This window comes from Plantactinospora sonchi (assembly GCF_036422035.1).
Taxonomy (GTDB): domain Bacteria; phylum Actinomycetota; class Actinomycetes; order Mycobacteriales; family Micromonosporaceae; genus Plantactinospora; species Plantactinospora sonchi.
On record NZ_JAZGQK010000023.1, the window covers coordinates 161,852 to 185,175 of the forward strand.

General features: G+C 71.5%; 22 protein-coding genes. 16 read left to right on the plus strand and 6 right to left on the minus strand.

Annotated elements, in window-relative coordinates; genetic code table 11:
• Positions 1-24 precede the first annotated feature (24 nt).
• The 3 genes from V1633_RS25645 to V1633_RS25655 form a co-directional block, all read right to left on the minus strand.
• Positions 25-525 (minus strand): GbsR/MarR family transcriptional regulator, encoded by a 501-nt coding sequence (locus V1633_RS25645; RefSeq protein WP_331216954.1) that lies wholly within the window; start codon positions 523-525, stop codon positions 25-27.
• A 153-nt stretch (positions 526-678) separates the two neighbouring features.
• A complete protein-coding gene (locus V1633_RS25650) occupies positions 679-2,352 on the minus strand; it encodes an ABC transporter permease (protein WP_331216955.1) in 1,674 nt (557 codons plus the stop codon).
• Positions 2,352-3,263: an ABC transporter ATP-binding protein gene (locus V1633_RS25655; RefSeq protein WP_331216956.1), complete on the minus strand. Its 912-nt coding sequence runs from the start codon at positions 3,261-3,263 to the stop codon at positions 2,352-2,354. Before V1633_RS25655 ends, V1633_RS25650 begins: the two co-directional genes overlap by 1 nt.
• A gap of 167 nt (positions 3,264-3,430) precedes the next feature.
• On the opposite strand from V1633_RS25655, the gene V1633_RS25660 reads away from it, so the two are divergent.
• The 8 genes from V1633_RS25660 to V1633_RS25690 are packed head-to-tail and all read left to right on the plus strand — an operon-like array spanning position 3,431 to position 10,415.
• On the plus strand, positions 3,431-3,733 hold the full coding sequence (locus tag V1633_RS25660) for an urease subunit gamma (protein WP_331216957.1): 303 nt from the start codon (positions 3,431-3,433) through the stop codon (positions 3,731-3,733).
• On the plus strand, positions 3,730-4,149 hold the full coding sequence (locus V1633_RS37065) for an urease subunit beta (protein WP_407952106.1): 420 nt from the start codon (positions 3,730-3,732) through the stop codon (positions 4,147-4,149). Before V1633_RS25660 ends, V1633_RS37065 begins: the two co-directional genes overlap by 4 nt.
• Complete coding sequence (locus V1633_RS25665; protein ID WP_407952107.1) at positions 4,146-5,855, plus strand: urease subunit alpha; 1,710 nt, start codon at positions 4,146-4,148, stop codon at positions 5,853-5,855. The genes V1633_RS37065 and V1633_RS25665 overlap by 4 nt, the downstream gene beginning before the upstream one ends.
• 32 nt (positions 5,856-5,887) lie before the next feature.
• The gene (locus V1633_RS25670) at positions 5,888-6,553 is read left to right on the plus strand and encodes an urease accessory protein UreF (protein WP_331216958.1); all 666 of its coding nucleotides are present in this window, start codon (positions 5,888-5,890) and stop codon (positions 6,551-6,553) included.
• A gap of 46 nt (positions 6,554-6,599) precedes the next feature.
• On the plus strand, positions 6,600-7,349 hold the full coding sequence (ureG, locus tag V1633_RS25675; RefSeq protein ID WP_331216959.1) for an urease accessory protein UreG: 750 nt from the start codon (positions 6,600-6,602) through the stop codon (positions 7,347-7,349).
• Entirely contained in the window at positions 7,349-8,155 is an 807-nt protein-coding gene (locus tag V1633_RS25680; protein ID WP_331216960.1) for an urease accessory protein UreD, read from the plus strand. The genes ureG and V1633_RS25680 overlap by 1 nt, the downstream gene beginning before the upstream one ends.
• Complete coding sequence (locus tag V1633_RS25685; protein ID WP_331216961.1) at positions 8,152-8,766, plus strand: transcriptional regulator; 615 nt, start codon at positions 8,152-8,154, stop codon at positions 8,764-8,766. Before V1633_RS25680 ends, V1633_RS25685 begins: the two co-directional genes overlap by 4 nt.
• Entirely contained in the window at positions 8,763-10,415 is a 1,653-nt protein-coding gene (locus V1633_RS25690) for a pyruvate, phosphate dikinase (RefSeq protein ID WP_331216962.1), read from the plus strand. The genes V1633_RS25685 and V1633_RS25690 overlap by 4 nt, the downstream gene beginning before the upstream one ends.
• Positions 10,416-10,442: 27 nt before the next feature.
• Here the strand turns inward: V1633_RS25690 and V1633_RS25695 are convergent, their stop codons facing one another.
• Positions 10,443-11,663: a hypothetical protein gene (locus V1633_RS25695; protein ID WP_331216963.1), complete on the minus strand. Its 1,221-nt coding sequence runs from the start codon at positions 11,661-11,663 to the stop codon at positions 10,443-10,445.
• A 304-nt stretch (positions 11,664-11,967) separates the two neighbouring features.
• On the opposite strand from V1633_RS25695, the gene V1633_RS25700 reads away from it, so the two are divergent.
• The 3 genes from V1633_RS25700 to rph all read left to right on the plus strand — a co-directional run bounded on the left by V1633_RS25700 (position 11,968) and on the right by rph (position 16,859).
• Positions 11,968-12,285, plus strand: coding sequence for a DUF6176 family protein (locus V1633_RS25700; RefSeq protein WP_331216964.1), 318 nt, complete (start codon positions 11,968-11,970; stop codon positions 12,283-12,285).
• 480 nt (positions 12,286-12,765) lie between these two features.
• Positions 12,766-13,971, plus strand: coding sequence for a DUF418 domain-containing protein (locus V1633_RS25705; protein ID WP_331216965.1), 1,206 nt, complete (start codon positions 12,766-12,768; stop codon positions 13,969-13,971).
• Positions 13,972-14,261: 290 nt separating this feature from the next.
• A complete protein-coding gene (rph, locus tag V1633_RS25710; protein WP_331216966.1) occupies positions 14,262-16,859 on the plus strand; it encodes a rifamycin-inactivating phosphotransferase in 2,598 nt (865 codons plus the stop codon).
• Positions 16,860-16,934: 75 nt separating this feature from the next.
• On the opposite strand, the gene V1633_RS25715 is transcribed toward rph, so the two are convergent.
• Entirely contained in the window at positions 16,935-17,399 is a 465-nt protein-coding gene (locus V1633_RS25715; protein WP_331216967.1) for a nuclear transport factor 2 family protein, read from the minus strand.
• Between the two features lie 393 nt (positions 17,400-17,792).
• On the opposite strand from V1633_RS25715, the gene V1633_RS25720 reads away from it, so the two are divergent.
• The 4 genes from V1633_RS25720 to V1633_RS25735 all read left to right on the plus strand — a co-directional run bounded on the left by V1633_RS25720 (position 17,793) and on the right by V1633_RS25735 (position 21,767).
• On the plus strand, positions 17,793-18,632 hold the full coding sequence (locus tag V1633_RS25720; protein WP_331216968.1) for an oxidoreductase: 840 nt from the start codon (positions 17,793-17,795) through the stop codon (positions 18,630-18,632).
• 171 nt (positions 18,633-18,803) lie between these two features.
• Positions 18,804-19,808: an SDR family NAD(P)-dependent oxidoreductase gene (locus V1633_RS25725; RefSeq protein ID WP_331216969.1), complete on the plus strand. Its 1,005-nt coding sequence runs from the start codon at positions 18,804-18,806 to the stop codon at positions 19,806-19,808.
• A 124-nt stretch (positions 19,809-19,932) separates the two neighbouring features.
• Complete coding sequence (locus V1633_RS25730; RefSeq protein WP_331216970.1) at positions 19,933-20,637, plus strand: VOC family protein; 705 nt, start codon at positions 19,933-19,935, stop codon at positions 20,635-20,637.
• Positions 20,638-20,831: 194 nt separating this feature from the next.
• A complete protein-coding gene (locus tag V1633_RS25735) occupies positions 20,832-21,767 on the plus strand; it encodes a GNAT family N-acetyltransferase (RefSeq protein ID WP_331216971.1) in 936 nt (311 codons plus the stop codon).
• A 199-nt stretch (positions 21,768-21,966) separates the two neighbouring features.
• Here the strand turns inward: V1633_RS25735 and V1633_RS25740 are convergent, their stop codons facing one another.
• A complete protein-coding gene (locus V1633_RS25740) occupies positions 21,967-22,320 on the minus strand; it encodes a winged helix-turn-helix transcriptional regulator (protein WP_331216972.1) in 354 nt (117 codons plus the stop codon).
• 49 nt (positions 22,321-22,369) lie between these two features.
• Here V1633_RS25740 and V1633_RS25745 point away from each other — a divergent pair, with 49 nt between their 5' ends.
• Positions 22,370-23,257 (plus strand): NAD(P)-dependent oxidoreductase, encoded by an 888-nt coding sequence (locus V1633_RS25745; RefSeq protein ID WP_331216973.1) that lies wholly within the window; start codon positions 22,370-22,372, stop codon positions 23,255-23,257.
• Positions 23,258-23,324: the final 67 nt, after the last annotated feature.

The following is a 23,324-nucleotide window of genomic DNA, read 5'->3' on the forward strand; positions in this document are numbered from 1 at the left end:
CCGACCGGTCGACGGTCCGCGTCGTCAACCGGCCCGCTTCCGGCGCTCCGCCCGGCGGGTCTTCTCCCAGCGTTCGATGAGCTGCGCCATCTCGTCCTGGACAAAAAACAGGAAATCGCGCATGTCGGCCAGCCGGGTTCCGGCCGGGGAGTTCTCGTCGCCCACCGCCAGTACGCCCTGGTTCAGCATGTCACCGAGTTTCTGGTAGACCCCGCCCTGCACACTCGCCGTGTACCAGATGTCGTCGGGTGCGTGGTAGCGGTCCCGCCGGGAGTTCGGCACCGGCTCCCGGAGCACCAGGTTGACCTGGGTCAGATAGCGCAGCGCGCCGGACATCGCGGCGGCGCTGACCCCGAGCCGTTCGGCGATCTCCCCGGCGGTCAGGCCGGGTTCGTCGCTGACCATCAGCGCGCCCAGCACCCGGGCCGCCATCCGGGGTACGCCCAACTCGCTGAAGGACAACGCGAACTGCTCGACGAAGCGCCGTACCGCCTCCTCGTCGCGTCGACCTTCGGTTCGCGCCATCATCGTCCTTTACTCGGCAGTGAAGATCGGATAATTCTGCCGTACGCGCACCTGTGGTGACCAGCGACTCCGGCCACGCCACGCGCCGCCGGAGTCGGGTCAGCAGGGGTCCTCCCCCGGTCGGGTACGGCCGGGAAGGGCCGTACCCGGTCGCTAGGCGAGATCACGCCGCCGGAAGAGCAGCAGCCCCGCGCCGCCGAGGGCGACCGCCACGGCGCCGAGCAGGAGCAGCGGGGTGGCGCTGAGTTCGGCGGCCGGCAGCGCCGGGACGTGGCTGAACGGAGAGATGTCCCGGACCGCCCGGGGCAGGTTCAGCAGTTCGCCGAGCTGGCCGAGGACCAGGCTGAGGGTGAAACCGGCCCAGCCGAGGCCGACCGCGAGCCGGGGCAGCAGACCGAAGACCGTCAGGACGAAGCCACCCAGGATGAGGGCCGGGGCGACCTGCACCAGGGCGGCGACGGTCAGGTCGGTGGTCCGGTCGCCGAGGTCGCCGACGGTCAGCCCGGCGACCAGTCCGGTGGCCAGTCCGGCGAGCCCGAGCAGGGCGACCGCACCGAGCAGCACCACCACCAGGTGGCCACCGAGCCAGCGGAGCCGGCCGGTGGCGGTCGCCAGGGTGGGTTCGGCGCGGCCGGTGGACTCCTCGGCGCGGACCCGCAGCAGCGCCTGGACGACGTATCCGGCGACCATCGCACCGACCATGGCCAGCATCGCGGCGTAGAAGGCGTCGACCAGGCTGCCGCTGCCACCGCCGAGTTCCCGCAGGGTCCGGGCCGCGCCGGTGCTGTCGCTGAACGCCTGCTCGACCGCGCCACTGAGCGATCCGACGGTCACGCCGAAGACGCCGACCGCGACCGCCCAGCCGAGCAGCGTGCCACGCTGCAGTCGCCAGGCCAGTCCGAGCGGGCTGAGCAGTCCCCGGGCCGCGGTGGCCGGGCCGGGCCGGTCCGCGAGCAGGCCCGCGCCGAGGTCCCGACGGGCGTTCAGGGCGAGGGCGGTGCCGAGCCCGGCGACCACGAGCGCCGCCGGCAGGGCCAGCACCCACCAGCGGTTCCCCGCGTACGGCTGGACCAGCGTCGCCCAGCCGATCGGCGAGAACCAGGTCGGCCAGGCGGTGGTCATGGTGTACCCGTCGGCGTGCACCTGGCCGAAGGCGTCGCCGAGGCCACGGACCAGGTAGCCGATCCCGATGCTGGCGGCGGCGATCCCGTTCGCGGTCCGGGCGCTCTGGCTGAGCTGGGCGGCGATCGCGGCGACGGCGGCGAAGGTGAGGCCGGCGGCACCGACGCCGAGTCCGAACGCCACGGAGCCGGCGACCGGCAGGCCGTTACCGACCAGGGTGAGGGTGAGCAGGCCGACGAGTACCAGGTTGGCGCCGGCGGTGACGACGAGTGCGGCGGTCAGGGCGGCGTACCGGCCGACCGCCGTCGAACCGAGCAGTTCGGCACGACCGGTCTCCTCGTTCTGCCGGGTGTGCCGGACCACCGCGAGGGTGCTCATGAAGCCGGCCAGTACGGCGAGGAAGGCGAGGATCTGGAAGGCCATCAGGTCACCGTCGCCGGTACCGGTGGGGGCGTTGCGCAGCATCAGGATCGCCGGGGCGTCGACGGCGGTCCGCAGGACGGTGATCCGCTCCGCCTCGGTCGGGAACTGCTTCCGCACCGAGGCGTGGGTGGTGGCCGCGAGCAGTGTCGTGGCGAGGATCCAGACCGGCAGCTGTACCCGGTCGCGGCGCAGCGCGAGCCGGGTGAGCCGGCCGGCGCCGGTCAGGGCGTTCCGGTGGCGGGTCGGCTGGTCGCCCCGGTGGTGGGTCGGCTGGTCGGCCATCACACACCCGCCAGTTCCGGGTCGGTCGAGCGGGTGCCGTAGTGCCGCAGGAAGAGTTCCTCCAACGAGGGCGGGCTGCTGGTCAGCGTGCGTACCTCGAACTGGTGCAGGTGTCGCAGTACCGGGTCGAGTCCCCCGGTGTCCACGTCGAACGTCGCCCGGCTGCCGTCGACCCGGGCGTCGTGCACGCCGGCCAGTTCGGCCAGGCCGGTGATCGGCCGGGCGGTCTCCACCGTCATCGAGGTACGGGTGAGGTGGCGCAGCTGGGCCAGTGTGCCGCTCTCCACGGTGCGGCCCTGTCGGATGATGCTCACCCGGTCGCAGAGCGCCTCCACCTCGGAGAAGATGTGGCTGGACAGCAGGACGGTCCGCCCCTGCCCCTTCAGCTCGCGGACGTACTCCTGGAAGACCGCCTCCATCAGCGGATCGAGCCCGGAGGTGGGTTCGTCGAGGATGTAGAGCTCGACGTCGGAGGCGAACGCCGCGACGATGGCGACCTTCTGCCGGTTGCCCTTCGAGTAGGTCCGCGCCTTCTTGGTCGGGTCGAGCTCGAACCGTTCGAGCAGTTCGTCGCGGCGTCGCCGGTCCAGCCCGCCGCGGAGCGCGCCGAAGAGGTCGATGGCCTCGCCGCCGGTCAGGTTCGGCCAGAGGTTCACGTCGCCGGGGACGTACGCCAGCCGGCGGTGCAGGGCGACGGCGTCGCGCCACGGGTTGCCGCCGAGCAGGTTCAGCTGCCCGGCGTCGGCCCGCAGCAGCCCCAGCAGCACCCGGATCGTGGTCGACTTTCCGGCGCCGTTCGGGCCGAGGAAGCCGTGTACCTCGCCGACGTCGACGGCGAGGTCGAGTCCGTCCAGCGCACGGCTGCGGCCGAACGCCTTGACCAGACCGGAGACGGAGATGGCAGTAGTCATGAGTCGGACGCTACGCCCATTTCACAAAGTTGTGAAAACTAGGAAGCGTCAAAATAGCGTCAAGATTCGTGACGCCGTCCACCGTGCCGGCAACCGAACGTCCGTAACCTCATCGAAATCTCTGACTGAAACGATCCGCTCAGTTCGTCGCCGTCACGGAGGTGTTGATGTTCCTCACCCGTCACGAGCAGGAACGGCTGATGATCCACGTGGCGGCCGATCTGGCGTGGCGCCGGCGTGAGCGCGGGCTGCGGCTCAACCACCCCGAGGCGGTCGCCGTCATCACGGCGTTCCTGCTGGAGCGGGCCCGGGACGGACGCACCGTCGCGGAGCTGATGGAGGCGGGACGGACCGTGCTCGGACGCGACGACGTACTCGACGGGGTGCCGGAGATGATCGCGGAGGTGCAGGTGGAGGCGACCTTTCCCGACGGTACGAAGCTGGTCACCGTGCACGAGCCGATCCCGTGACGGGCTCGGGCATGATTCCCGGTGAACTGCTGCCCGCGTCGGGCGAGGTGATCCTCAACCCCGGTCGTCCGGTGCGGACGATCGACGTCGTCAACACCGGCGACCGGCCGGTCCAGGTCGGCTCGCACTACCACTTCGCGGAGGCGAACCCGGCGCTGCGCTTCGACCGCGCCGCCGCCTGGGGACACCGACTGGCGGTGCCGGCCGGCACCTCCGTACGTTTCGAGCCCGGCATCAACCGCGACGTCGACCTGGTGCCGCTCGGCGGCTCCCGGGTGGTCCCCGGCCTGCGCGGCGAGTGCGCCGGCCCACTCGACGACAGCGCCCCTCGCCCGCTCGGCGGCACCGACGAGGGCGGTCCGGTCGGCAGTGGCACCGACGACGGCGGTACCGCCACCCCCGGGGTGTCGGCGTGACCGGCGTCGACCGGCGCCGGTACGCCGCCCTCTACGGCCCCACCGTCGGCGACCGGGTCCGACTCGCCGACACCAACCTGCTGATCGAGGTCGAACAGGACCACTGCGGGTACGGCGACGAGGCGGTCTTCGGCGGCGGCAAGGTGATCCGCGAGTCGATGGGCCAGTCGCTGGTCACCCGGGCCGACGGCGCCCCGGACACCGTGATCACCGGCGCGCTGGTGCTGGACCACTGGGGGGTGGTCAAGGCCGACGTGGGGATCCGGGACGGCCGGATCGTCGCGCTCGGCAAGGCCGGCAACCCGGACACCATGGACGGGGTCCACCCCGAGCTGGTGATCGGGCCGGGCACCGAGATCATCTCCGGCAACGGGAAGATCCTGACCGCCGGTGCGGTCGACAGCCACGTCCACCTGATCTGCCCGCAGCTCCTGGAAACCGCGCTGGCCAGCGGAATCACCACGATCATCGGCGGCGGCACCGGGCCGGCCGAGGGGACCAAAGCGACCACGGTCACCCCGAACCCCTGGTATCTCGGCCGGATGTTGGAGGCGCTGGACCCCTGGCCGGTCAACGTGCTGCTGCTCGGCAAGGGCAACACCGTCAGCGAGGACTCACTCTGGGAACAGCTGCGCGGCGGGGCCGGCGGCTTCAAACTGCACGAGGACTGGGGCACCACCCCGGCCGCGATCGACGCCTGCCTGCGGGTCGCCGACGCCTCCGGGGTGCAGGTCGCGATCCACACCGACACCCTGAACGAGGCCGGCTTCGTCGAGGACACCCTGCGGGCGATCGGCGGCCGGTCGATCCACGCGTACCACACCGAGGGGGCGGGCGGCGGGCACGCGCCGGACATCATCACCGTCGCCGCCGAACCGAACGTGCTGCCGTCGTCGACCAACCCGACCCGGCCGTACACCCGTAACACCCTGGACGAGCACCTCGACATGCTGATGGTCTGCCACCATCTCAACCCGGCGGTGCCGGAGGACCTGGCGTTCGCGGAGAGCCGGATCCGGCCCAGCACGATGGCGGCCGAGGACGTGTTGCACGACCTCGGCGCGATCTCGATGATCGGGTCGGACTCCCAGGCGATGGGCCGGATCGGCGAGGTGATCATCCGAACCTGGCAGACCGCGCACGTGATGAAGGCCCGCCGGGGTCCGCTGCCCGGTGACGGCGCCGCCGACAACCTGCGGGCCCGCCGGTACGTCGCCAAGTACACGATCTGCCCGGCCGTCGCGCACGGCATCGACGGCGAGGTCGGCTCGGTGGAGCCGGGCAAGCTCGCCGACCTGGTCCTCTGGGACCCAGCCTTCTTCGGGGTACGCCCCCACCTGGTGGTCAAGGGCGGCATGATCGCCTGGGCGCAGCTGGGTGACGCCAACGCCTCGATCCCGACCCCGCAGCCGATGCTGCCCCGACCGATGTTCGGCGCCTACGGGGTGGTGCCGGCCGCGACCAGTCTCGCCTTCGTGGCCCCGGCCGCCATCGACGCGCTGCTCGGTGACCGGATCGGACTGCGGCGGACGCTGGCCCCGGTCGCCGACACCCGGTCCCGGGGAAAGGCCGACCTGCCGTTGAACGACGCGTTGCCCAGGATCGAGGTCGAGCCGGACACCTTCACGGTCCGGATCGACGGCGAGGTCGTCGAGCCGCAGCCGGCGACGGAACTGCCGATGGCCCAGCGCTACTTCCTGTTCTGAGGCGTTGTGACCGTCACCCGTGCGGAGATCCGATGAGCCGGCTGGCCACGCTGCTGGTGCTCGCCGACGGTCGGCTGCCGGCCGGTGGCCACGCCCACTCCGGCGGTCTGGAGGCGGCGGTCACCGGGGGTCGGCTGACCGACCTGGCCGGACTCGACGGTTTCCTGCGCGGCCGGCTCGAGACCGCCGGTCGGGTCAGCGCCGTGTTCACCGCCGCCGCCTGCGCCGCCGCCCTCGACACGATCCACCGGCGGCGACTGGACGAGTTGGACGACGGGCTGGACGCCCGTACTCCGTCGCCGGCGCTGCGTCGGACGTCCCGGGTGCAGGGTCGGGCGCTGCTCCGGGCCGGTCGGGCGATCTGGTCGGTCGATCCGGCACACCGGGACCGGCACCATCCAGTCGCGCTCGGCATCGTGGCGGCGGCGGCCGGTCTCACCCCGGTCGAGGCCGCCGTCGCCGGGGCGTACGGCGCGGTCAGCGGCCCGGCCAGCGCCGCCGTACGACTGCTCGGCCTCGACCCGTACGCGGTGCACGCGCTGCTCGCCACACTGGCCGGCGACTGCGATCGGCTCGCCGCCGAGGCGGTCACCCGGGCCGCCGACCCGGTCGACCTGCTGCCCGCCGACTCCGCACCGCTGCTGGAGATCGGTGCCGAGATCCACGCGAGCTGGGAGGTGCGTCTCTTTGCATCCTGAACCGCACGACCACGGGCCGACCGTGCCCAAGAACCACGGACCGGCCGTGCCACACGACCACGGGCCGGCCCTGCCGCACGGGCACCGAGACGAGGTGCCGCACTCGCATCCGGATCCCTGGGTCGACCCGCACCCGCCGTTGCCCTCGGCGACTCCCGCCCACACCCGGCCGCTCCGGGTCGGCATCGGTGGTCCGGTCGGCTCCGGCAAGACCGCGCTGGTCGCCGCGCTCTGCCGGGCGCTCGCCGACGAACTGCGGCTCGCCGTGGTCACCAATGACATCTACACCACCGAGGACGCCGACTTCCTGCTCCGCAACGGCGTACTGCCGGCGGACCGGATCCGGGCGGTGGAGACCGGCTGCTGTCCGCACACCGCGATCCGGGACGACATCTCGGCGAACCTGGACGCGGTCGAGGAGTTGGAGGCGACCCTCGGGCCACTCGACCTGGTGCTGGTGGAGAGCGGTGGGGACAACCTGACCGCGACCTTCAGCCGGGGGCTGGTGGACCGGCAGATCTTCGTGGTCGACGTGGCCGGTGGGGACAAGGTGCCGCGCAAGGGCGGCCCGGGCGTCACCTCGGCCGACCTGCTGGTGGTCAACAAGACCGATCTCGCACCGCTGGTCGGCGCCGACCTGTCGGTGATGGCCCGGGACGCCGCCGCCCGCCGAGGTGACCTGCCGACCGTCTTCCTCTCCCTGGTCGGGGACCCGAAGGCGACCGAGGTCGCGGAGTGGATCCGGGGACTGCTGGCCGCCACCCGGGTCGGCGGCCCCGCGAAGCTGCCCGGCTGATGCGGGCCCGGGCCCGGATCGAGGTCGTCGCCGACCCGCACCGGGGCAGCCGGCTGGCGACCGTCCGGGGCGAGCCTCCCCTGCTGCCGCGTCGCACCCTGGCCACCGGCCCCGACGGTGAGGTGCAACTGCATCTGGTCGGCGGGGCGGCCGGACCGCTCGGCGGTGACGACCTGGCCTTGGAGATCGACGTCGGTCCGGGCGCCCGGCTCTGCGTACGGAGTGTCGCCGCCGCACTGGCGCTGCCCGGGAGGGCCGGTGGCGAGTCCCGGTTGCACATCACCGCCCGGGTCGCGGCGGGTGGCGCCCTGCGTTGGCTGCCCGAGCCGTTGATCGGGGCGGTCGGTTGTGACCACGTCACGGTCACCGAGGTCGACTGTGCCGAGGGTGCCGCCCTGCTCTGGCGGGAGGAGCTGGTCTGCGGCCGGTACGCCGAGCCGGTCGGCGACGTACGACTGCGCACGAGGCTGCGGTACGGCGGCCGTACCCTGCTCCGCAACGATCTCGCGGTCGGGCCGAGGGTGCCCGGCTGGTCGGGACCGGCGGTGCTCGGCGGCGCCCACGTGGTCGGCTCGGTCCTGGTGGTCGACCCCGCCTGGGCGGACACCGGTCCACCGGCCGCGCGCGGGTACGCCCCGACGGACCGGTCCGACAACGCCTCGGTGGCGGTGCTGCCGCTGGTCGGCGGCCCGGCGCTGCTGGTCAGCGCGGTTGGTGCGGATTCTCGCGCGGTCCGCGGGCAGCTCGACCACTGGTCGCTCAGATGTTTCAACCATTCGGATGTTGCGAGTATCTTGATACGGTGACTGACCTCACGGACCAACGGTGGCTGGTGTTGCACACCCTCCGCTGCCTCGGCTTCGCCCGCCTCGACCGGATCGCCACGGCGACCGGGCTCGACGAGACCGACGCCGAGTCGCAGCTGATCGACCTTGCCGTCGTCGGGCTCGTCCGGCACGAACCCGGCACCTTCGGTGGTTGGGGGCTGACCGGGGCCGGCCGGGACGCCGACGCCGCCCGAACCGCCGACGAGCTGAGGACCACCGGAACCCGGGCCGCCGTCAGCCGGACCTACGACCGGTTCCTGCCGCTCAACACGGAACTGCTCGACCTCTGCACCGCCTGGCAGACCCGTACCGTCGACGGCGTCATGGCGGTCAACGACCACCGCGACCGGGTGTACGACGCCCGGGTGCTGGACCGGTTCGCCGCCTTCGACCGGCGGGCCGAGGCGGTCTGCGCCGAGCTCTCGACCGCGCTGCCCCGGTTCGGCCGCTACCGTGTCCGGCTCGCCGACGCCCTCGCCCGGGTGGCGGCGGGCGAACCGGACTACCTGACGGACAACCTGGAGGCGTACCACACCGTGTGGTTCCAGTTGCACGAAGACCTGCTCGCCACCCTCGGCATCCCGCGATGAGGTGGATCCACCCGCTGACAGCGGAGCTCGACGCACCGGCCGACGTGCTCGGCGCCAAGGCAGCCGGTCTTGTCCTGCTGCGGCGCCTCGGGCTGCCCGTACCACCGGGTTTTGTCATCGGCACCCCGGCGTACCGGGCGTTCCGGCAGGCCGGGCGACTGCCCGACGGACTGGACGCCGAACTCGGCACCGCGATCGCCGACCTCGAACGCACCACCGGGCGTACCTTCGGCGGACCCGGGCGCCCGCTGGTGGTCTCGGTCCGGTCCGGCGCCGGCGTGTCGATGCCCGGCATGATGTCCACCGTCCTCAACGTCGGCCTCACCACCGGGGCGACCGCCGGGCTGGCGGCCGAGACCGGCGATCCGCGGTTGGCCCTCGACTCGCGGCTGGGCCTGCTCACCAGCTTCGCCGCCGCGACCGGCCTTGACCCGGCACGTCCGGCAGCCCTGCCGGAGACCGCCGGGACAGCGGAGACGGGCGACGAGCGGGCCCGGCTGTCCCGCGCGGTCGAGGCGGTGGCCGCCGCCGTCGCGGACCGGGGCGGCCCGCCGGTGCCCGACGAGGCGACCGCGCAACTGGAGCAGGCGGTGGTGGCGGTGCTGCGTTCCTGGGACACGCCCCGGGCGCGAACCTACCGGGAGCTCCACGACATCCCGCACGATCTCGGCACCGCCGTCACCGTACAGGCGATGGTCTTCGGCAACCGCGACCAGCACAGCGGCACCGGGGTCGCGTTCAGCCGCAACCCGGACACCGGCGATCCGGTCCCGTTCGGTGAGGTCCTCTTCGGACGGCAGGGTGAGGAGGTCGTGTCGGGTCGGTCCCTGACCCGGCCCCTGGCCGACCTCGCCGGGCGGCAGCCGGAGGTGTGGACCGGTCTCCGCCAGGCGATGGACCAGGTCGAGCGGCACTACCGCGACGCCTGCTACCTGGAGTTCACCTTCGAGGCCGGCGAACTGTGGCTGCTGCAGGTCCGCCCGGCCCGGTTCGTCGGCGCCGCCGCCGTCCGGCTCGCGGTCAACCTCGCCGACCAGGGCATGATCGGGCGGGACGAGGCACTGCGGCGGATCTCCCCCGGACAACTCCGACACGCCCGTACGCCGCGGCTCGCCACCGGCGACGGGGCCGACCTGCTCGCCCGCGGTCGGGGCGCCGGTCCCGGGGTCGCGGTCGGCCGGGTCGCGACCACCGCCGACCGTGCGGTCCGGATGGCCGCCACCGGCCCGGTGATCCTGGTACGCCCGGAAACCTCCCCGCTCGACCTGCACGGGCTCGCGGCGGCCGCCGGAGTCGTCACCGCGCGTGGCGGCCCGACCAGTCACGCCGCGGTGGTGGCCCGTGCGATGGGCAAACCCGCCGTGGTCGGGATCGCCGACCTCGTCGTCGCCGACGACGCCATCCGGGTGGCCGGACGGACCATCCCCGAGGGCACGGTGATCGCCGTCGACGGGACCGGCGGAGACGTGGTCCTGGGCAGCCCCCGGGTCACCACCGGCGGGGCCGATCCGCACCTGCGTCAACTGCTCGACTGGGCGGACGCGGTATCGGGCGACGCCTCCGAGCGGCCCGACGCCGTACGCCTCGACGCGGCCCACGCCGCCCTCGCCCGTCGCCGGGAACCGCCGCCCGAGCGGCGTGCCCGCTGACCGGGCCGGAGCCGGTCCGTCGTCGGTTCACCCGGCCTGGGTCAGCACGTCGTTGAGAATCTTCAACACGTCGTCGCGGTTCTCCGGCGGGGACGAGACGTAGACGCCGACCTGCCAGTGTTCCGACCCGCCACCCGGGTCCGCGAAGAAGTGGCTGGCGACCACCTCGTACAGGCCCTGGCTGTTGCGTTCGGTCTCCAGGTAGTAGGTGCGGTCCCGGACCACCGTGGCCTCGTCCGGCTGCTCCAACCAGACCTCGTTCATCGCCTTCCGCTCGGCCGCCGTGCAGGTGGTCTCGCACCGGCGCAACAGCAGTTTGGCCTGCTGCCGGCTGCCGGGGTTGCCCTCGTCGACGCAGACCCAGCCCGTGCTGTCCGGGATGTCCGAGCGGCCGCTCAGACAGCCCCAGGTCCCCGGTGTACGGAACGCGAACGGCCAGTCCCGGAACGCCATCGTGTACGTCGGCTCGCCGGCGCCGAAGGACGGACCGAGCACCGTGACCGCCGGTACGTCACGCAGCGAGGGCTTCCCGGGCTCGACGGTGGGTTCGCCCGTTCCCGGCGCCCCGGCCGGTCCCGTTGACGACGGACCTGGCGTCGGCCCGGCGGCCGGCTCCCCGTCCGGGTCGCGGAGCAGGATGCCGACGGCGAACACTCCCACGACGACCACCAGGAGCACGGCGACACCACCGGCGATCAGCGCGGTCTTCACGCCGGTGGACATCCCGGCCGACGTTCGGGACGTCGGCGGCCCGCCGGGACCGGACGGCCATCCCGCACCGGCACCTGGCGGCGCCGGAACGGCGGGTACGGCGAACGGCGGCACGGCGAACGGCGCACCGTGCGGCGGTATGGCCAGGGGTGCGCCGGGCGGGACGGCCGCCGGTGAGGTGTACGTCGGTACCGGAACGGATCCGCCGGGCAGCCCGGCCAGCAGCCGTTCCGCGCCGGGTTGGCCAGGTCGCTGGTGCACGGCTGCCCACGGTCGCGCCCCGGACAGGTCGGCCGCGTGCACGGGCAGGTCCCCGGCGTGCGGGGTGTAACTGCTGCCGCCCACCGCCGCCAGGAACGCGGCCCGCACCTGCTGGTCAGCCGCCGCCGTCCCGGTCAGCACCGCGACGCTCACCGGGACACCGGCCCGGTCGGTTCCCGCGTACAGCTCGGCGGTGGCGGTCTGGCCCACCGGTCGCAGGCCGGTGAAGTGGACGGACAGGATGCCGATGGCGTCGGAGCCGGGGGGATGCACCACGATCCGTGACCCTATCGCCGCCGGTCGATCCGCGACGTCCCGCGCGACACGATCCCCCGCGTCCGAGCCGTCCCGGCGTTGCCCGCCCGGCCGCCCGGACCGACCGCGGAAATGCTCTGCGGATTGGGGACCGCCGACGGCAGCGCCTCGTCACCACCCATTCCGGGGATGGTCTGTCTCACAATCCGCGAGCCGGTCAATGGAAGTGATCTACCCTGGCCGAGGCGAAGCCGGGCGCTTCGGCAAACTGTCCCGACGCACGCCCGGATCCGGTACGACGCACGCGTAGCACAGGGGGATGTCGATGATTAAGATCAAGGTGTCGCGGATCAGGCCGGGCAAGGTTGACCAGCTCAAGGCATGGCTCGCCGAGGGCATGCGTCGGGCCGACGAGATCCGGGAGACGTTCGTCAACGAAGGCGTCACCCACGAACAGGGTTTCATTCTCGAAACGGCAGACGGACCGGTGTTCGTCTATGTCGTGGAGTCGGCCGACTACGACGCGGCGGTGCGGGCCTTCCAGGAATCGCCGTTCCCGATCGACGCCGAACACAAAGCGGTGCTGGCCGAGGTACTCGAGGGCGAGGTACCCGTGCCACTTCTTCTCGACATTCGTCTCTGACCGCCGGCCCACCGCAGGACGAGAAGGCAACACACCCCGCGACCCGGCCACCCTACGCAACACCGCGACCAGCCTGCTCCGCCTGGTCTCATCTGGGATCCCTGTGTGGTTCCTCGTCTTGCCGGCCCCGTTGGCGCCGAGCAGCGAGAAGGTGATGCCCTCGGGCACCTGCAGGTCGATGCCGTTGAGCACCGTCTGGCTGCCGTACGCCCTGCGCAGGCCGGTGACAGCTATCGCCGGCTCGGTCGGGATGTTCGTCATGCCACGACTGTGCCGTCGGGCCGGATCGCGGCAATTTCACCGTGGTTTCAGCGTCCCGGTCACCCGAAACGAGCATACGACTACCTGGCGAGAGCCCTGCGGTAGGGCCTACCCCATCGAGGATCCTCCCGCTCACCGGCTGTCATCCGGACAGACCCGCTTCATAGGGTCGCAGGAAAGCCATCGACCACGATTCCTGCCCGTTCCGGAGGTAGTCGCGTGAATTTCTCCATCGAGGACCCGCCCGTCAAGGATCGAGCGTCGCCCGGGACGCTCCCCCGGATCATCGACGTCGACGCGTTGCGCGCCGTGGCGCTGCTCTTCATCCTGGTCGTCAACATCGCCTTCTTCGCCTCCGGCTATTCCTTCCATCTGGTTCCGGACCCCGCGCACGACTCGTGGGGCGACCAGGCGGTCCGGTGGCTGGTCGAGCTGCTCCTCGCGATGAAGGCGTACCTGCTCTTCTCCTTTCTGTTCGGTTACAGCTTCACGCTCCAGCTCGATTCCGCCGCGCGGCGCGGCGTCGATCCCGCCCCACGGTTCCGGCGACGGCTGGCCGGGCTATTCGTGATCGGCGTCCTGCACGCGGTGCTGCTGTTCCAGGGCGACATCCTGACCACGTACGCACTGCTCGGTCTGGTCCTGCTCGCCATGCGGAAGGTCGGCGTCGGGACCGCGCTGCGCGTCGCCGTACTGCTGACCGGCGGGATCGGCTTCATCCTCGCGCTCGCCGCCACGGGCGGGATCCATCTGGTCACCGATCCGGCGACGGCACTCGCGGCGGGGCAGCGGTCCACCGAGGCGCTACAGGGCGGGCTCGGCTCGCTGATCACCGAGCACGTACGCCAGCTGCCGGCGATGTTCGGCGCGCTCGTCGTGCAGGGCCCGCTCGCCCTCTCGGCCTTCCTCTTCGGTTACGCAGCCGGGCGGCGCCGGCTGCTCACCGACATCGCCGGAAACCGGCAGCTCCTGCGCCGGGTGCAGCAGCTCGGCTATCCGGTCGGCCTGGCCGGTGGGGTGGTTTTCGCCTCGGGCGGCGGCACCGCCAACCTGACCGGGCTGACGGCGGGTGTGCTCACCGCGCCGCTGCTCGCGGCCGCGTACGCCGCCACCCTGCTCCAGTTCTTCCAGACCGACCGGGGGCGGCGGGTCGTCGCCGTACTCGCGCCGGCCGGACGGATGTCCCTGTCGAACTACCTGGGTCAGTCGCTGCTCTGCGTGCTGGTCTTCACCGGCGTCGGGCTGGGCCTCGCCGGTGCCGTCGCGCCCGCGGTCGTCGTACTCATCGCGGTCGCGATCTACTGTGTGCAGCTCGCCGTCAGCGCGGCCTGGATGGCCCGGTTCCGGTACGGACCGATGGAGTGGCTGTTGCGGGCCTGGACCGAGCAGCGGTGGCCCCGGCTGCGGGCCGCGGACCCGGCGTGACAGGAGCAGGGGCGACAAAGACGAAGGCAAGGAGATCCTCTCCTCGCCACTTCTAACATATAGCGCACCGGGGGGCTTGCGGCAAGACCCGGGTCGTGGCGCAGAATCGTCGGCCGAGGCCACAACCTGCGGAAACGGGGGCACGACGTGCGGGTGTTGTTGTCGAGGTACGGCGGACGCGGTGACGTCGCACCGGTGGTGGGACCGAGGTTCGCGACAGAGCCAACACCGCCGGTCGTCCGGTCGGCCGGTGCGGTGCGACAGAACACGGCCGCCGGGGAGGTGTCGCAGTGATCGAGCAGTACGTGTGGGATCTCCGAGAGGTCGACGAGACGCGGGTCCCGGTCGTCGGTGGCAAGGGCGCGCACCTGGGCGGGCTGTCGCGAATCGACGGCATCCAGGTGCCGGCCGGGTTCTGCGTGACGACGGACGCCTTCCGGCGGATCATGGCGGAGGCGCCGTCGATCGACGATCGGCTCGACCAGCTGGCGCGCCTGCACCCGGCCGACCGGGAGGCGGTCGGCGCGCTCAGCGCGGAGATCCGCCGGACCATCGAAGAGATCGTCATCCCGGACGAGCTCGCGGCGGCGATCACCCGCGCGCTCGCCCGGTTCGGCGAGCACACCGCCTACGCCGTCCGATCCAGCGCGACGGCAGAGGACCTGCCGACGGCCTCGTTCGCCGGCCAGCAGGACACGTACCTGAACGTGGTGGGGTCTGCGGCGATCCTGCGGCAGGTCAGCCGCTGCTGGGCCTCGCTGTTCACCGAGCGGGCCGTGACCTACCGCCAGCGCAACGGCGTCGACCACCGTACGGTGCAGATGGCCGTGGTCGTGCAGCAGATGGTCTTCCCGCAGGCGGCCGGCATCCTGTTCACCGCCGACCCCGTCACGGGAAATCGGAAGGTCGCCAGCGTCGACGCCAGCTTCGGGCTCGGCGAGGCGCTGGTCTCCGGCCTGGTGAACCCGGACGTCTACAAGGTGCGCGACGGTGAGGTCGTCGCCAAGGTGGTCGCCGCCAAACGGCGTGCCGTGTACGCCCTTCCGGCCGGCGGTACGCGGGAGGTGGCGGTCGACCCGCGGCGGCGGGACCAGCCGGCGCTGACCGATGCGCAGGTCGTACGGCTCGTACGGCTCGGCCGGCGGATCGAGGCACACTTCGGCCGCCCGCAGGACATCGAATGGTGCCTGGTCGACGACGACTTCCAGATCGTCCAGAGCCGGCCGATCACCACGCTGTTTCCCGTCCCCCGGACCGACGACCAGGAGAATCACGTCTACCTCTCCGTTGGTCACCAGCAGATGATGACCGACCCGATGAAGCCCCTGGGGGTGTCCGTCTGGCAGCTGACGGCCATGGCGCCGATGCACGAGGCCGGCGGGCGGCTGTTCGTCGATGTCACCCGACGTCTGGCCTCGCCGGCGAGCCGTGCCGGCCTGCTGGAGATGGCGGGAAGGTCCGATCCGTTGACCAGGGACGCGCTGCAGACCGTCCTCGACCGCGGCGACTTCGTCCCGACGCTGCCGGACACGGGTCCCGGCGGGCCACCGGTCGGCGGCGCGTCCAGCCCGATCGAGAACGATCCGGCCATCGTCACCGAGTTGGTCGAACGCAGCCAGGCGTCCGTCGCCGCCCTGCGGCGTGACATCTCGACGTTGACCGGACCGGCACTGTTCGACTTCCTGCTGACGTCGTTCGAGGAGCACAAGCGGGTCCTCGCTGACCCGTTGAGCATGCAGGCGATCATGGCGGGGATGGAGGCCACCTGGTGGCTCAACGACCGGCTGGCGGAGTGGCTGGGCGAGAAGAACGCGGCCGACACCCTCACGCTGTCCGCTCCCGGCAACGTCACGTCGGAGATGGGACTGGCGCTGCTCGACGTCGCGGACGTGATCCGTCCGTATCCGGAGGTGGTGGCGTTCCTGCAGGGCGTCGAGGACGAGGGCTTCCTGGACGAGTTGCCGAAGCTGGCGGGCGGGACGGAGGCGCGCGACGCCATCGAGGCCTACCTCGACCGGTACGGCATGCGCTGCGTGGGCGAGATCGACATCACGAGGCCGCGTTGGAGCGAACGCCCCAGCACCCTCGTACCTCTCATCCTCGACAACATCAGGCTCTTCGAGCCGGGGGCCGGCGAGCGGCGCTTCGAACAGGGGCGGCAGGAGGCGGAGCGGAAGCGGCAGGATGTGCTGACCCGCCTGCGGGCCCTGCCGGACGGGGAGCGGAAAGCCGAAGAGGCCGCGCGGATGATCGACCGGGTCCGGACCTTCATCGGCTACCGGGAGTACCCGAAGTACGGCATCGTCAGCCGCTACCTCGTCTACAAGCAGGCCCTGCTGGAAGAGGCCGAACGCCTGGTGCGGGCCAACGTGATCGGTGAGCGGGAGGACGTCTTCTACCTCACCTTCCAGGAGCTGCACGACGTCGTACGGACCGCGCGGGCGGACGACCAGCTCATCGCGCGGCGTAAGGACGAGTTCCGGACGTACCGTACGCTCACGCCGCCCCGGGTTCTCACCTCCGACGGCGAGTCCGTCACCGGGGCGTACCGGCGTGACGACGTGCCGGCCGGTTCCCTGATCGGTCTACCGGTGTCCGCCGGAACCGTCGAGGGCAGGGCCCGGGTCATCCTCGACCTGTCGCAGGCCGATCTCGAGCCCGGCGACATCCTGGTCACGGCCTACACCGATCCCAGCTGGTCACCGCTGTTCGTGGCGATCACGGGCCTGGTGACGGAGGTGGGCGGCCAGATGACCCATGGCGCGGTGATCGCCCGGGAGTACGGCCTGCCGGCCGTCGTCGGTGTGGTGGACGCCACCAGGCTCATCCGGGACGGGCAACGGATCCGGGTGCACGGGACCGACGGGTACGTCGAGATCCTGCCCTGAACCGATTCGGCACCGGCACCGACGACGGCCCGGCCTGCTGGGACGCGGCCGACCCGCGCCCGCCCTGGATCGCCCTCAGGCGGGCGAAGGCCGACGGTCGACCCAGTCGGTGATGAGTCGGCGCTCGGCGAAGAACCATCGACCGCCCCGCCGGACGAAGGTGTCGTGGTACCGGATCGACATGACCATGAGCGTGCGCTGCCCCTCCTCGGTCCAGAGGTGGTGCGCCAGACAGTAGGTTTCCCCGGTGGCGCGGTCGCCGTCGACGGTCAGCGTGCTCTGGCCGTTGAGGTGCGTCGTCTTGTCGTAGTTCCGCAGGGAGCCGAAGGCGGCGACCAGCTCGCTCCGACCGGTGAGGGTCTGCGCCGGCTCGGTCGTGTCGGGCTCGCCGTCGTACACCGCGACGTGGGCGTCGTCGGTGAACAGTGCCGCCTGTCCCTGGGCGTCGCGTCGGTCCGCCAATCGGGCGTAGGCGTCGACCAGTTCGCGAATTGCCAGCCGATCTGCCACCTGTTCGGGAAACGGTTCGAAATCGCTCATGGTGGTTCCTTGTGCTCAACGGGACGATGGCCCCTGGTGCATTGTCAGGGACGATACTGGCCCGGGCCCGTCGGAACCGGCCAACACCAATCACCTGGCACGGCACCAGCCACGGCCTGTGGCCCTGGTTCCGATGCGAGGAATCCCCGGAATTCCGGTCACTGGTGCGGTCCGGGAATCTGCGGTGACCGCGACTGCCGCGTGATCATGAATCGGCCGGCCGCCCGGGTGGACCTCGACTCCTCAGCGACGGCGACGAGGTACCTGGGCTGCCGAGGATCAGGGGTCACAGGCCGAGACTGCCGCCGTGGCAGGTAACCGGTGTTGGCCGCGGCCGACCAGCCGCCAGCACCATCGAACCTGCCCACGACGAACACCAACGGGAGCGGACGAATGCAGAACAACACACCGGGCCGGGTCTGGCTGATCACCGGATGTTCCTCCGGTTTCGGCCGGGAACTGGCACTGGCCGCGGTCGCCGCCGGCGACCGGGTGATGGCCACCGCCCGGAAGCCGGAAACCCTGACCGAGCTCGCCCGACAGGGCGCGGGAAAGATCAGCACGGTGGCCCTCGACGTCACCGACCCCACCTCGATCGACGCCGCCGTACGAGCCACGCTGGCGGTCTACGGCCGCATCGACGTCCTGGTCAACAACGCCGGCTCACTGGTCCTCGGCGCCGTCGAGGAATTCTCCATGGCCGAACTACGCCAACAGATGGAAGTGGTCTTCTTCGGCGCCGCCGAGGTCACCAAAGCCGTCGTACCGCTGATGCGTGAACAGGGCAGCGGAACAATCGTGCAGATGAGCTCGCTCGGCGGACAGAAGACGTACCCGGGCTTCGGCGCCTACCACGCCGCGAAATGGGCCCTGGAAGGACTTTCCGAAACGCTGGCGACCGAACTCGCACCACTCGGCGTACGGGTGCTGATCGTGGAACCCGGCGCCTTCCGTACCGAATTCAACACCAACAAGCACGTCACCGCGGAGATGGCCGCCTACCGGGACACCGCCGGCGCGACCCGCCGGTTCACCGACCAACTCTCCAACGCCGAACCGAACGACCCGGCAAAGGGCGCCGCCGCCATCCTGAAAGTCCTCGACAGCAATAACCCACCACTGCGGCTCCTCCTCGGCGGCGACGCGGTCGACGGCCTACGCGAACACCACCAGGCGCTCCTCGCCGACGTCACCGCCTGGGAACACACCAGCCGGTCAACCGCAGTCGCCTGAACCACACCCACTCACCTGCGGACCGCACTCGAGAACGCGGTACCGGACGTCGCCAACCGGGCGACCACGGCGAGCCACGCCGAACAGACAGCGGACGAGCGCGTCCGCGTCGCCCGGGAGGCGCGTGCCGGACGGGTCCGCAGCACCTCTTCCGGCAAGGAGAAATCTGCCATGCCCAGTCCACAACAACCGATCGGCTCCGGCTTCGGCGCCGCGGCCACCACCGCCGACGTCATCAGGGGAATCGATCTGTCGGGCAGGACCGTGATCGTCACGGGCGGCCACTCCGGCCTCGGCCTGGAGACCACCCGTGCCCTGCGCTCTGCCGGCGCGACCGTTGTCGTCCCGGCACGCAACCCGGACCGCGCCCGCGCCCTGCTCGCCGGGATCGACGGCGTGGAAGTCGACGAGTTGGACCTGATGGATCCGGCCTCGATCGACGCGTTCGCCGTCCGGTTCCTCGCCACCGGACGGCCGCTGCACATCCTGGTCAACAGTGCGGGGATCCAGAACGTGCCGCTGACCCGGGACGCTCGCGGGTACGAGGCGCAGTTCGCGACGAACCACCTGGGGCACTTCCAACTCACCACACGGCTCTGGCCCGCCCTGCGCCAGGCCGGGGGCGCACGGGTGGTCACGGTCTCGGCCTGGGCACACAACCTCTCGCCCGTGGTCTTCGACGACCCGAACTTCGAGCGACGCGAGTACGACGGATGGCTGGGCTACGGCCAGTCGAAGACCGCCAACATCCTGTTCGCGGTCGGGGTGGACCAGCGCGGCGAAGCCGAGGGCATCCGCGGCTTCTCCCTGCACCCGGGCCTCATCATCGGTACGAACCTGAGCCCGTGGACCACTCCGGAGTACCTGTTGACGAACAACCTCGTCGACGAGCACGGCAACCGAGTCGTCGACCCGGAGTCGGGCCGCAAGACCCCCGAGCAGGGGGCGTCGACCATCGTCTGGTGCGCGACCGCCCCGCAACTCGACGGCGTGGGCGGCGTCTACTGCGAGAACAACGAGGTCTCGCCGCTGCTCACCGTGCCGGACGAGACCATCGACGTGATGACAGGTCGGGTGGAGACAGCCGTCGGAGTGATGTCCTACGCCGTCGACCCGCGGCTCGCCGACCGCCTGTGGCAGCTGAGCGAGCAGCTGACCAACAGCAGGATCCGGTAGCGGCCACCGGGCTCTGACAGCGCGTACGAAGGACCGCCAGGCGGTCGGGTCGAAGGTCAGGGCCCGACCGGCCGGCGCGGTAAAACACGTTGTTGTCCTCCCTGCCCGTATCTACTGTCGGCTGATGCTCTCGCGACTGCTGGCAGTGACCTTCGATGCGCACGATCCGGCCCGCCTGGCGCAGTTCTGGGCCGGCCTGCTCGACCGGGAGGCCGTCGAGGACGGCGGCGGTCTCCTCCTGCCCGGCGATGACGCCCAGCTCGGCCTCCGGTTCGCGCCGAGCCCCACGGAGAAGCCGGGGCCGAACCCGATGCACCTTCACCTGACCAGCGCCGGCCCCACCGACCAGCAGCACACGGTGGCGAAGGCACTCGGCCTCGGCGCGAACCACCTCGACGTCGGGCAGCTGCCCGAAGAGGAGCACATCGTCCTGGCCGATCCCGAGGGCAACGAATTCTGCGTGATCGAGGCCGGCAACAACTACCTCGCCGGGTGCGGCTTCCTCGGGGAGATCACCTGCGACGGCAGCCGGGAGGTCGGCCTCTTCTGGAGCGAGGCGCTGGGCTGGCCGCTGGTCTGGGACCAGGACCAGGAGACGGCGATCCAGTCACCGCACGGCGGCACGAAGGTCGCGTGGGGCGGCCCGCCCCTGGCCCCGAAAGAGTTGCGGACCCGGCAGCGCTTCGAGCTGGCCCCGGCCGACGGCGACCAGCAGGCCGCGGTCGACCGGCTGGTCTCCCTCGGCGCCACCCGGCTCGATGCCGGTGCGGACGGCACCGTCGTGCTGGCCGACCCCGACGGCAACGAATTCCGCCTGCGGGGGAACTGAGCCGAGCACGGCCGGTTAATCGCTTGCGCGCGGACAATTCCGCCAGGTAGAACTTACCGCCGTACCGACCAGGACAGCCGAACAAGAAAGGAGGACTGGGCCATGTATGCCACGCACACCGCGCTCACGTCCTCCCGGGGCAGCCAGGAACGCTGAACCCGGCGCGGACAGGGCGCCCTCCTCCGGAGAATGCCTTGACGACTCTGCACCACACCGACCTGACCCTGCGCCCGATCAGCGGGCCCGACGAGCTGGAACTGTTCAACAGCCTGCCGTACGTCCTCAACAAGGAAGTCGCCAACGACCTGGCTGAGGGTCGACGTCGCCCGGAATGGCTCTGGCTCGCCCTGCGCGGCGACCGTGTCGTGGCCCGGGCCGCCTGGTGGTCCCGCCCCGGCGACGAGCACCCGCTGGTGATGGACATCCTCGACATCGCCGACAGCACCGACGACGGCGTACGGCTGCTCGCGGCGGCGCTGCCCACCGTCGTGGCCGACGGGGCGACACCACCGGAATACACCCGTTTCATCCCGCCGGACTGGCGCGACCACGACGACACCCGTCGGGCCGTCCAGGACCGGATGGAGGTCCTGGAGCGGACCGGCGCCACACTCTTCGTCGAGCGGCTGCGCCTGGAGTGGCGTCCCGGCACCCCGATTCCCGCGCCGACGGGCCGACTCACCTTCCGGCCGGTCCGGGAACCCGGGGAACTCGTCGACCTGATGACCCTGGTGCTGGACGGCAGCCTCGACGCGCACAGCCGCGACGAGCTGACCCGGATGACCGCCCGCCAGGCCGCCGAGGAGCAGTACCAGACCGAACTCCTGCGCTATCCCAGCCCTGCCGAGTGGTGGCGGATCGCGACCCTGCCGGACGGTGAGCCGATCGGTTTTGTCATCCCGGCGCACAACGGCTACAACCCGGTCATCGCGTACATCGGGGTGGTGCCGGCGCACCGTGGGCACGGTTACATCGACGAGGTGCTGGCCGCCGGCACCCGGCTGCTCGCCGACCAGGGCGTACCACGGGTCCGGGCGGCGACCGACGTCGGCAACGTACCGATGGCGAAGGCCTTCGCCCGGGCCGGCTACGTCACCTTCGAGCGCCAGATCGACATGACCTGGAGCTGATCGCGCAGCACCGTGCCGTGCCCGGGCCTCAGCGGCCCGGGTGCGGTAGGGCGGTGCACCGCGGCCACCCGGTCACCCACGTCACCCCCGGTACCCACCTTTTTGTGGGTACTTGTCCGCCGGCCGCCCCTGCGACGACAGTGGTGGTGGGCGGCGCGAGGCCGGCAGATCCGGACGGTACGGGGAGGCGGACGATGACTCAGGAAGGCTGGGCCTGGGCCTGGGCAAGCTTCTCCAGACGTCGATGTCCCCAGTCGGCGAGCGGGGCCAGCGCCTCGGAGAGCTCACGGCCGAACGTGGTCAGCGAGTACACCGTCTTCAGCGGCAGTACGTCGTGCACCTCTCGGCGTACCAGTCCGTCGCTCTCCATCTCCCGGAGTGCCTGAGTCAGGACCTTCTCGCTGAGCCCCGGCAGCCGCCGACGCAGCTCGCCGGGGCGGTGCGGGCCGGCTTCGAGCAGCCAGAGCAGCACTGTCTTCCACTTGCCGTCGATCACGGCGATCGCGGCGGTCACCCCGCAGACGTTCATGTCCTGGGCCCGACTGCGCGTCATCTTCGTGTCCATCCACCGTCGTCCGTCGACACCCCTACAGGAGTTGAGTATGTCTCCGTACGCTGACAGGTCCGCCGTCACGGTGCTCGGCCTGGGCCCGATGGGGCGCTCCCTCGCCGGCGCGTTCCTGGCCGGCGGCCTGCCGACCACGGTCTGGAACCGAACTCCCGGCCGGGACCGGGAACTGGTCGAGCGGGGCGCGATCGGCGCCCGGACGGCAGCGGAGGCGGTCGAAGCGAGCCGGTTGACCGTCGTCTGTGTGGTCAACTACGACGCCAGCGACGCCATCCTGCGCCAACCGGCCGTTACCGACGCGCTCAACGGACGCACGGTGGTGAACCTGACCGCCGACACGCCGGACCGGGCCCGGGACACCGCGGTGTGGGCGGCGGAACACGGGATCCGGTACCTGGACGGTGCGATCATGACGCCGACCACCACCATCGGTACGCCGCACGCGGTGTTCATCCACAGTGGCCCGAAGGAACCGTACGAGGAGCACCGGTCAACGCTGGACGCGCTGGGCGGAACCCAGACCTACCTCGGCGAGGAGATCGGCCGCGCGGCCGCGTACGACATCGCGCTGCTCGACATCTTCTGGACCGCGATGGCGGGTTACGCGCACGCGCTGTCGGTGGCCCGGGCGGAGGGTGTCACCGCCCGGGAGTTGGCACCCTTCGCCAAGGGGATCGGGGCGATCCTGCCACCGATCTTCGAGGGGTCGGCGGCGGAACTGGACAGCGGCGCTTTCTCCGGCGAGGGCAACCCGCTCACGTCGGCGGTGTCGTCGATGGCGCATGTCGTCCAGGTGTCCGAGGCACACGGCATCGACGCGGGAGTGATGCGGGCGGCCGAGGGTTTGGCCCGGCGCGCGATCGGGCTCGGCCACGGCACCGACGGGTTCATCCGGATAGCCGAGGTCCTGGGCCGCCGCTGACGGCGGTCGCCCGGGGGGGGGGCCCGCGCGGGGGGGGCCCGCCCCCCCCCCGGCCCGCAGCCCCCGG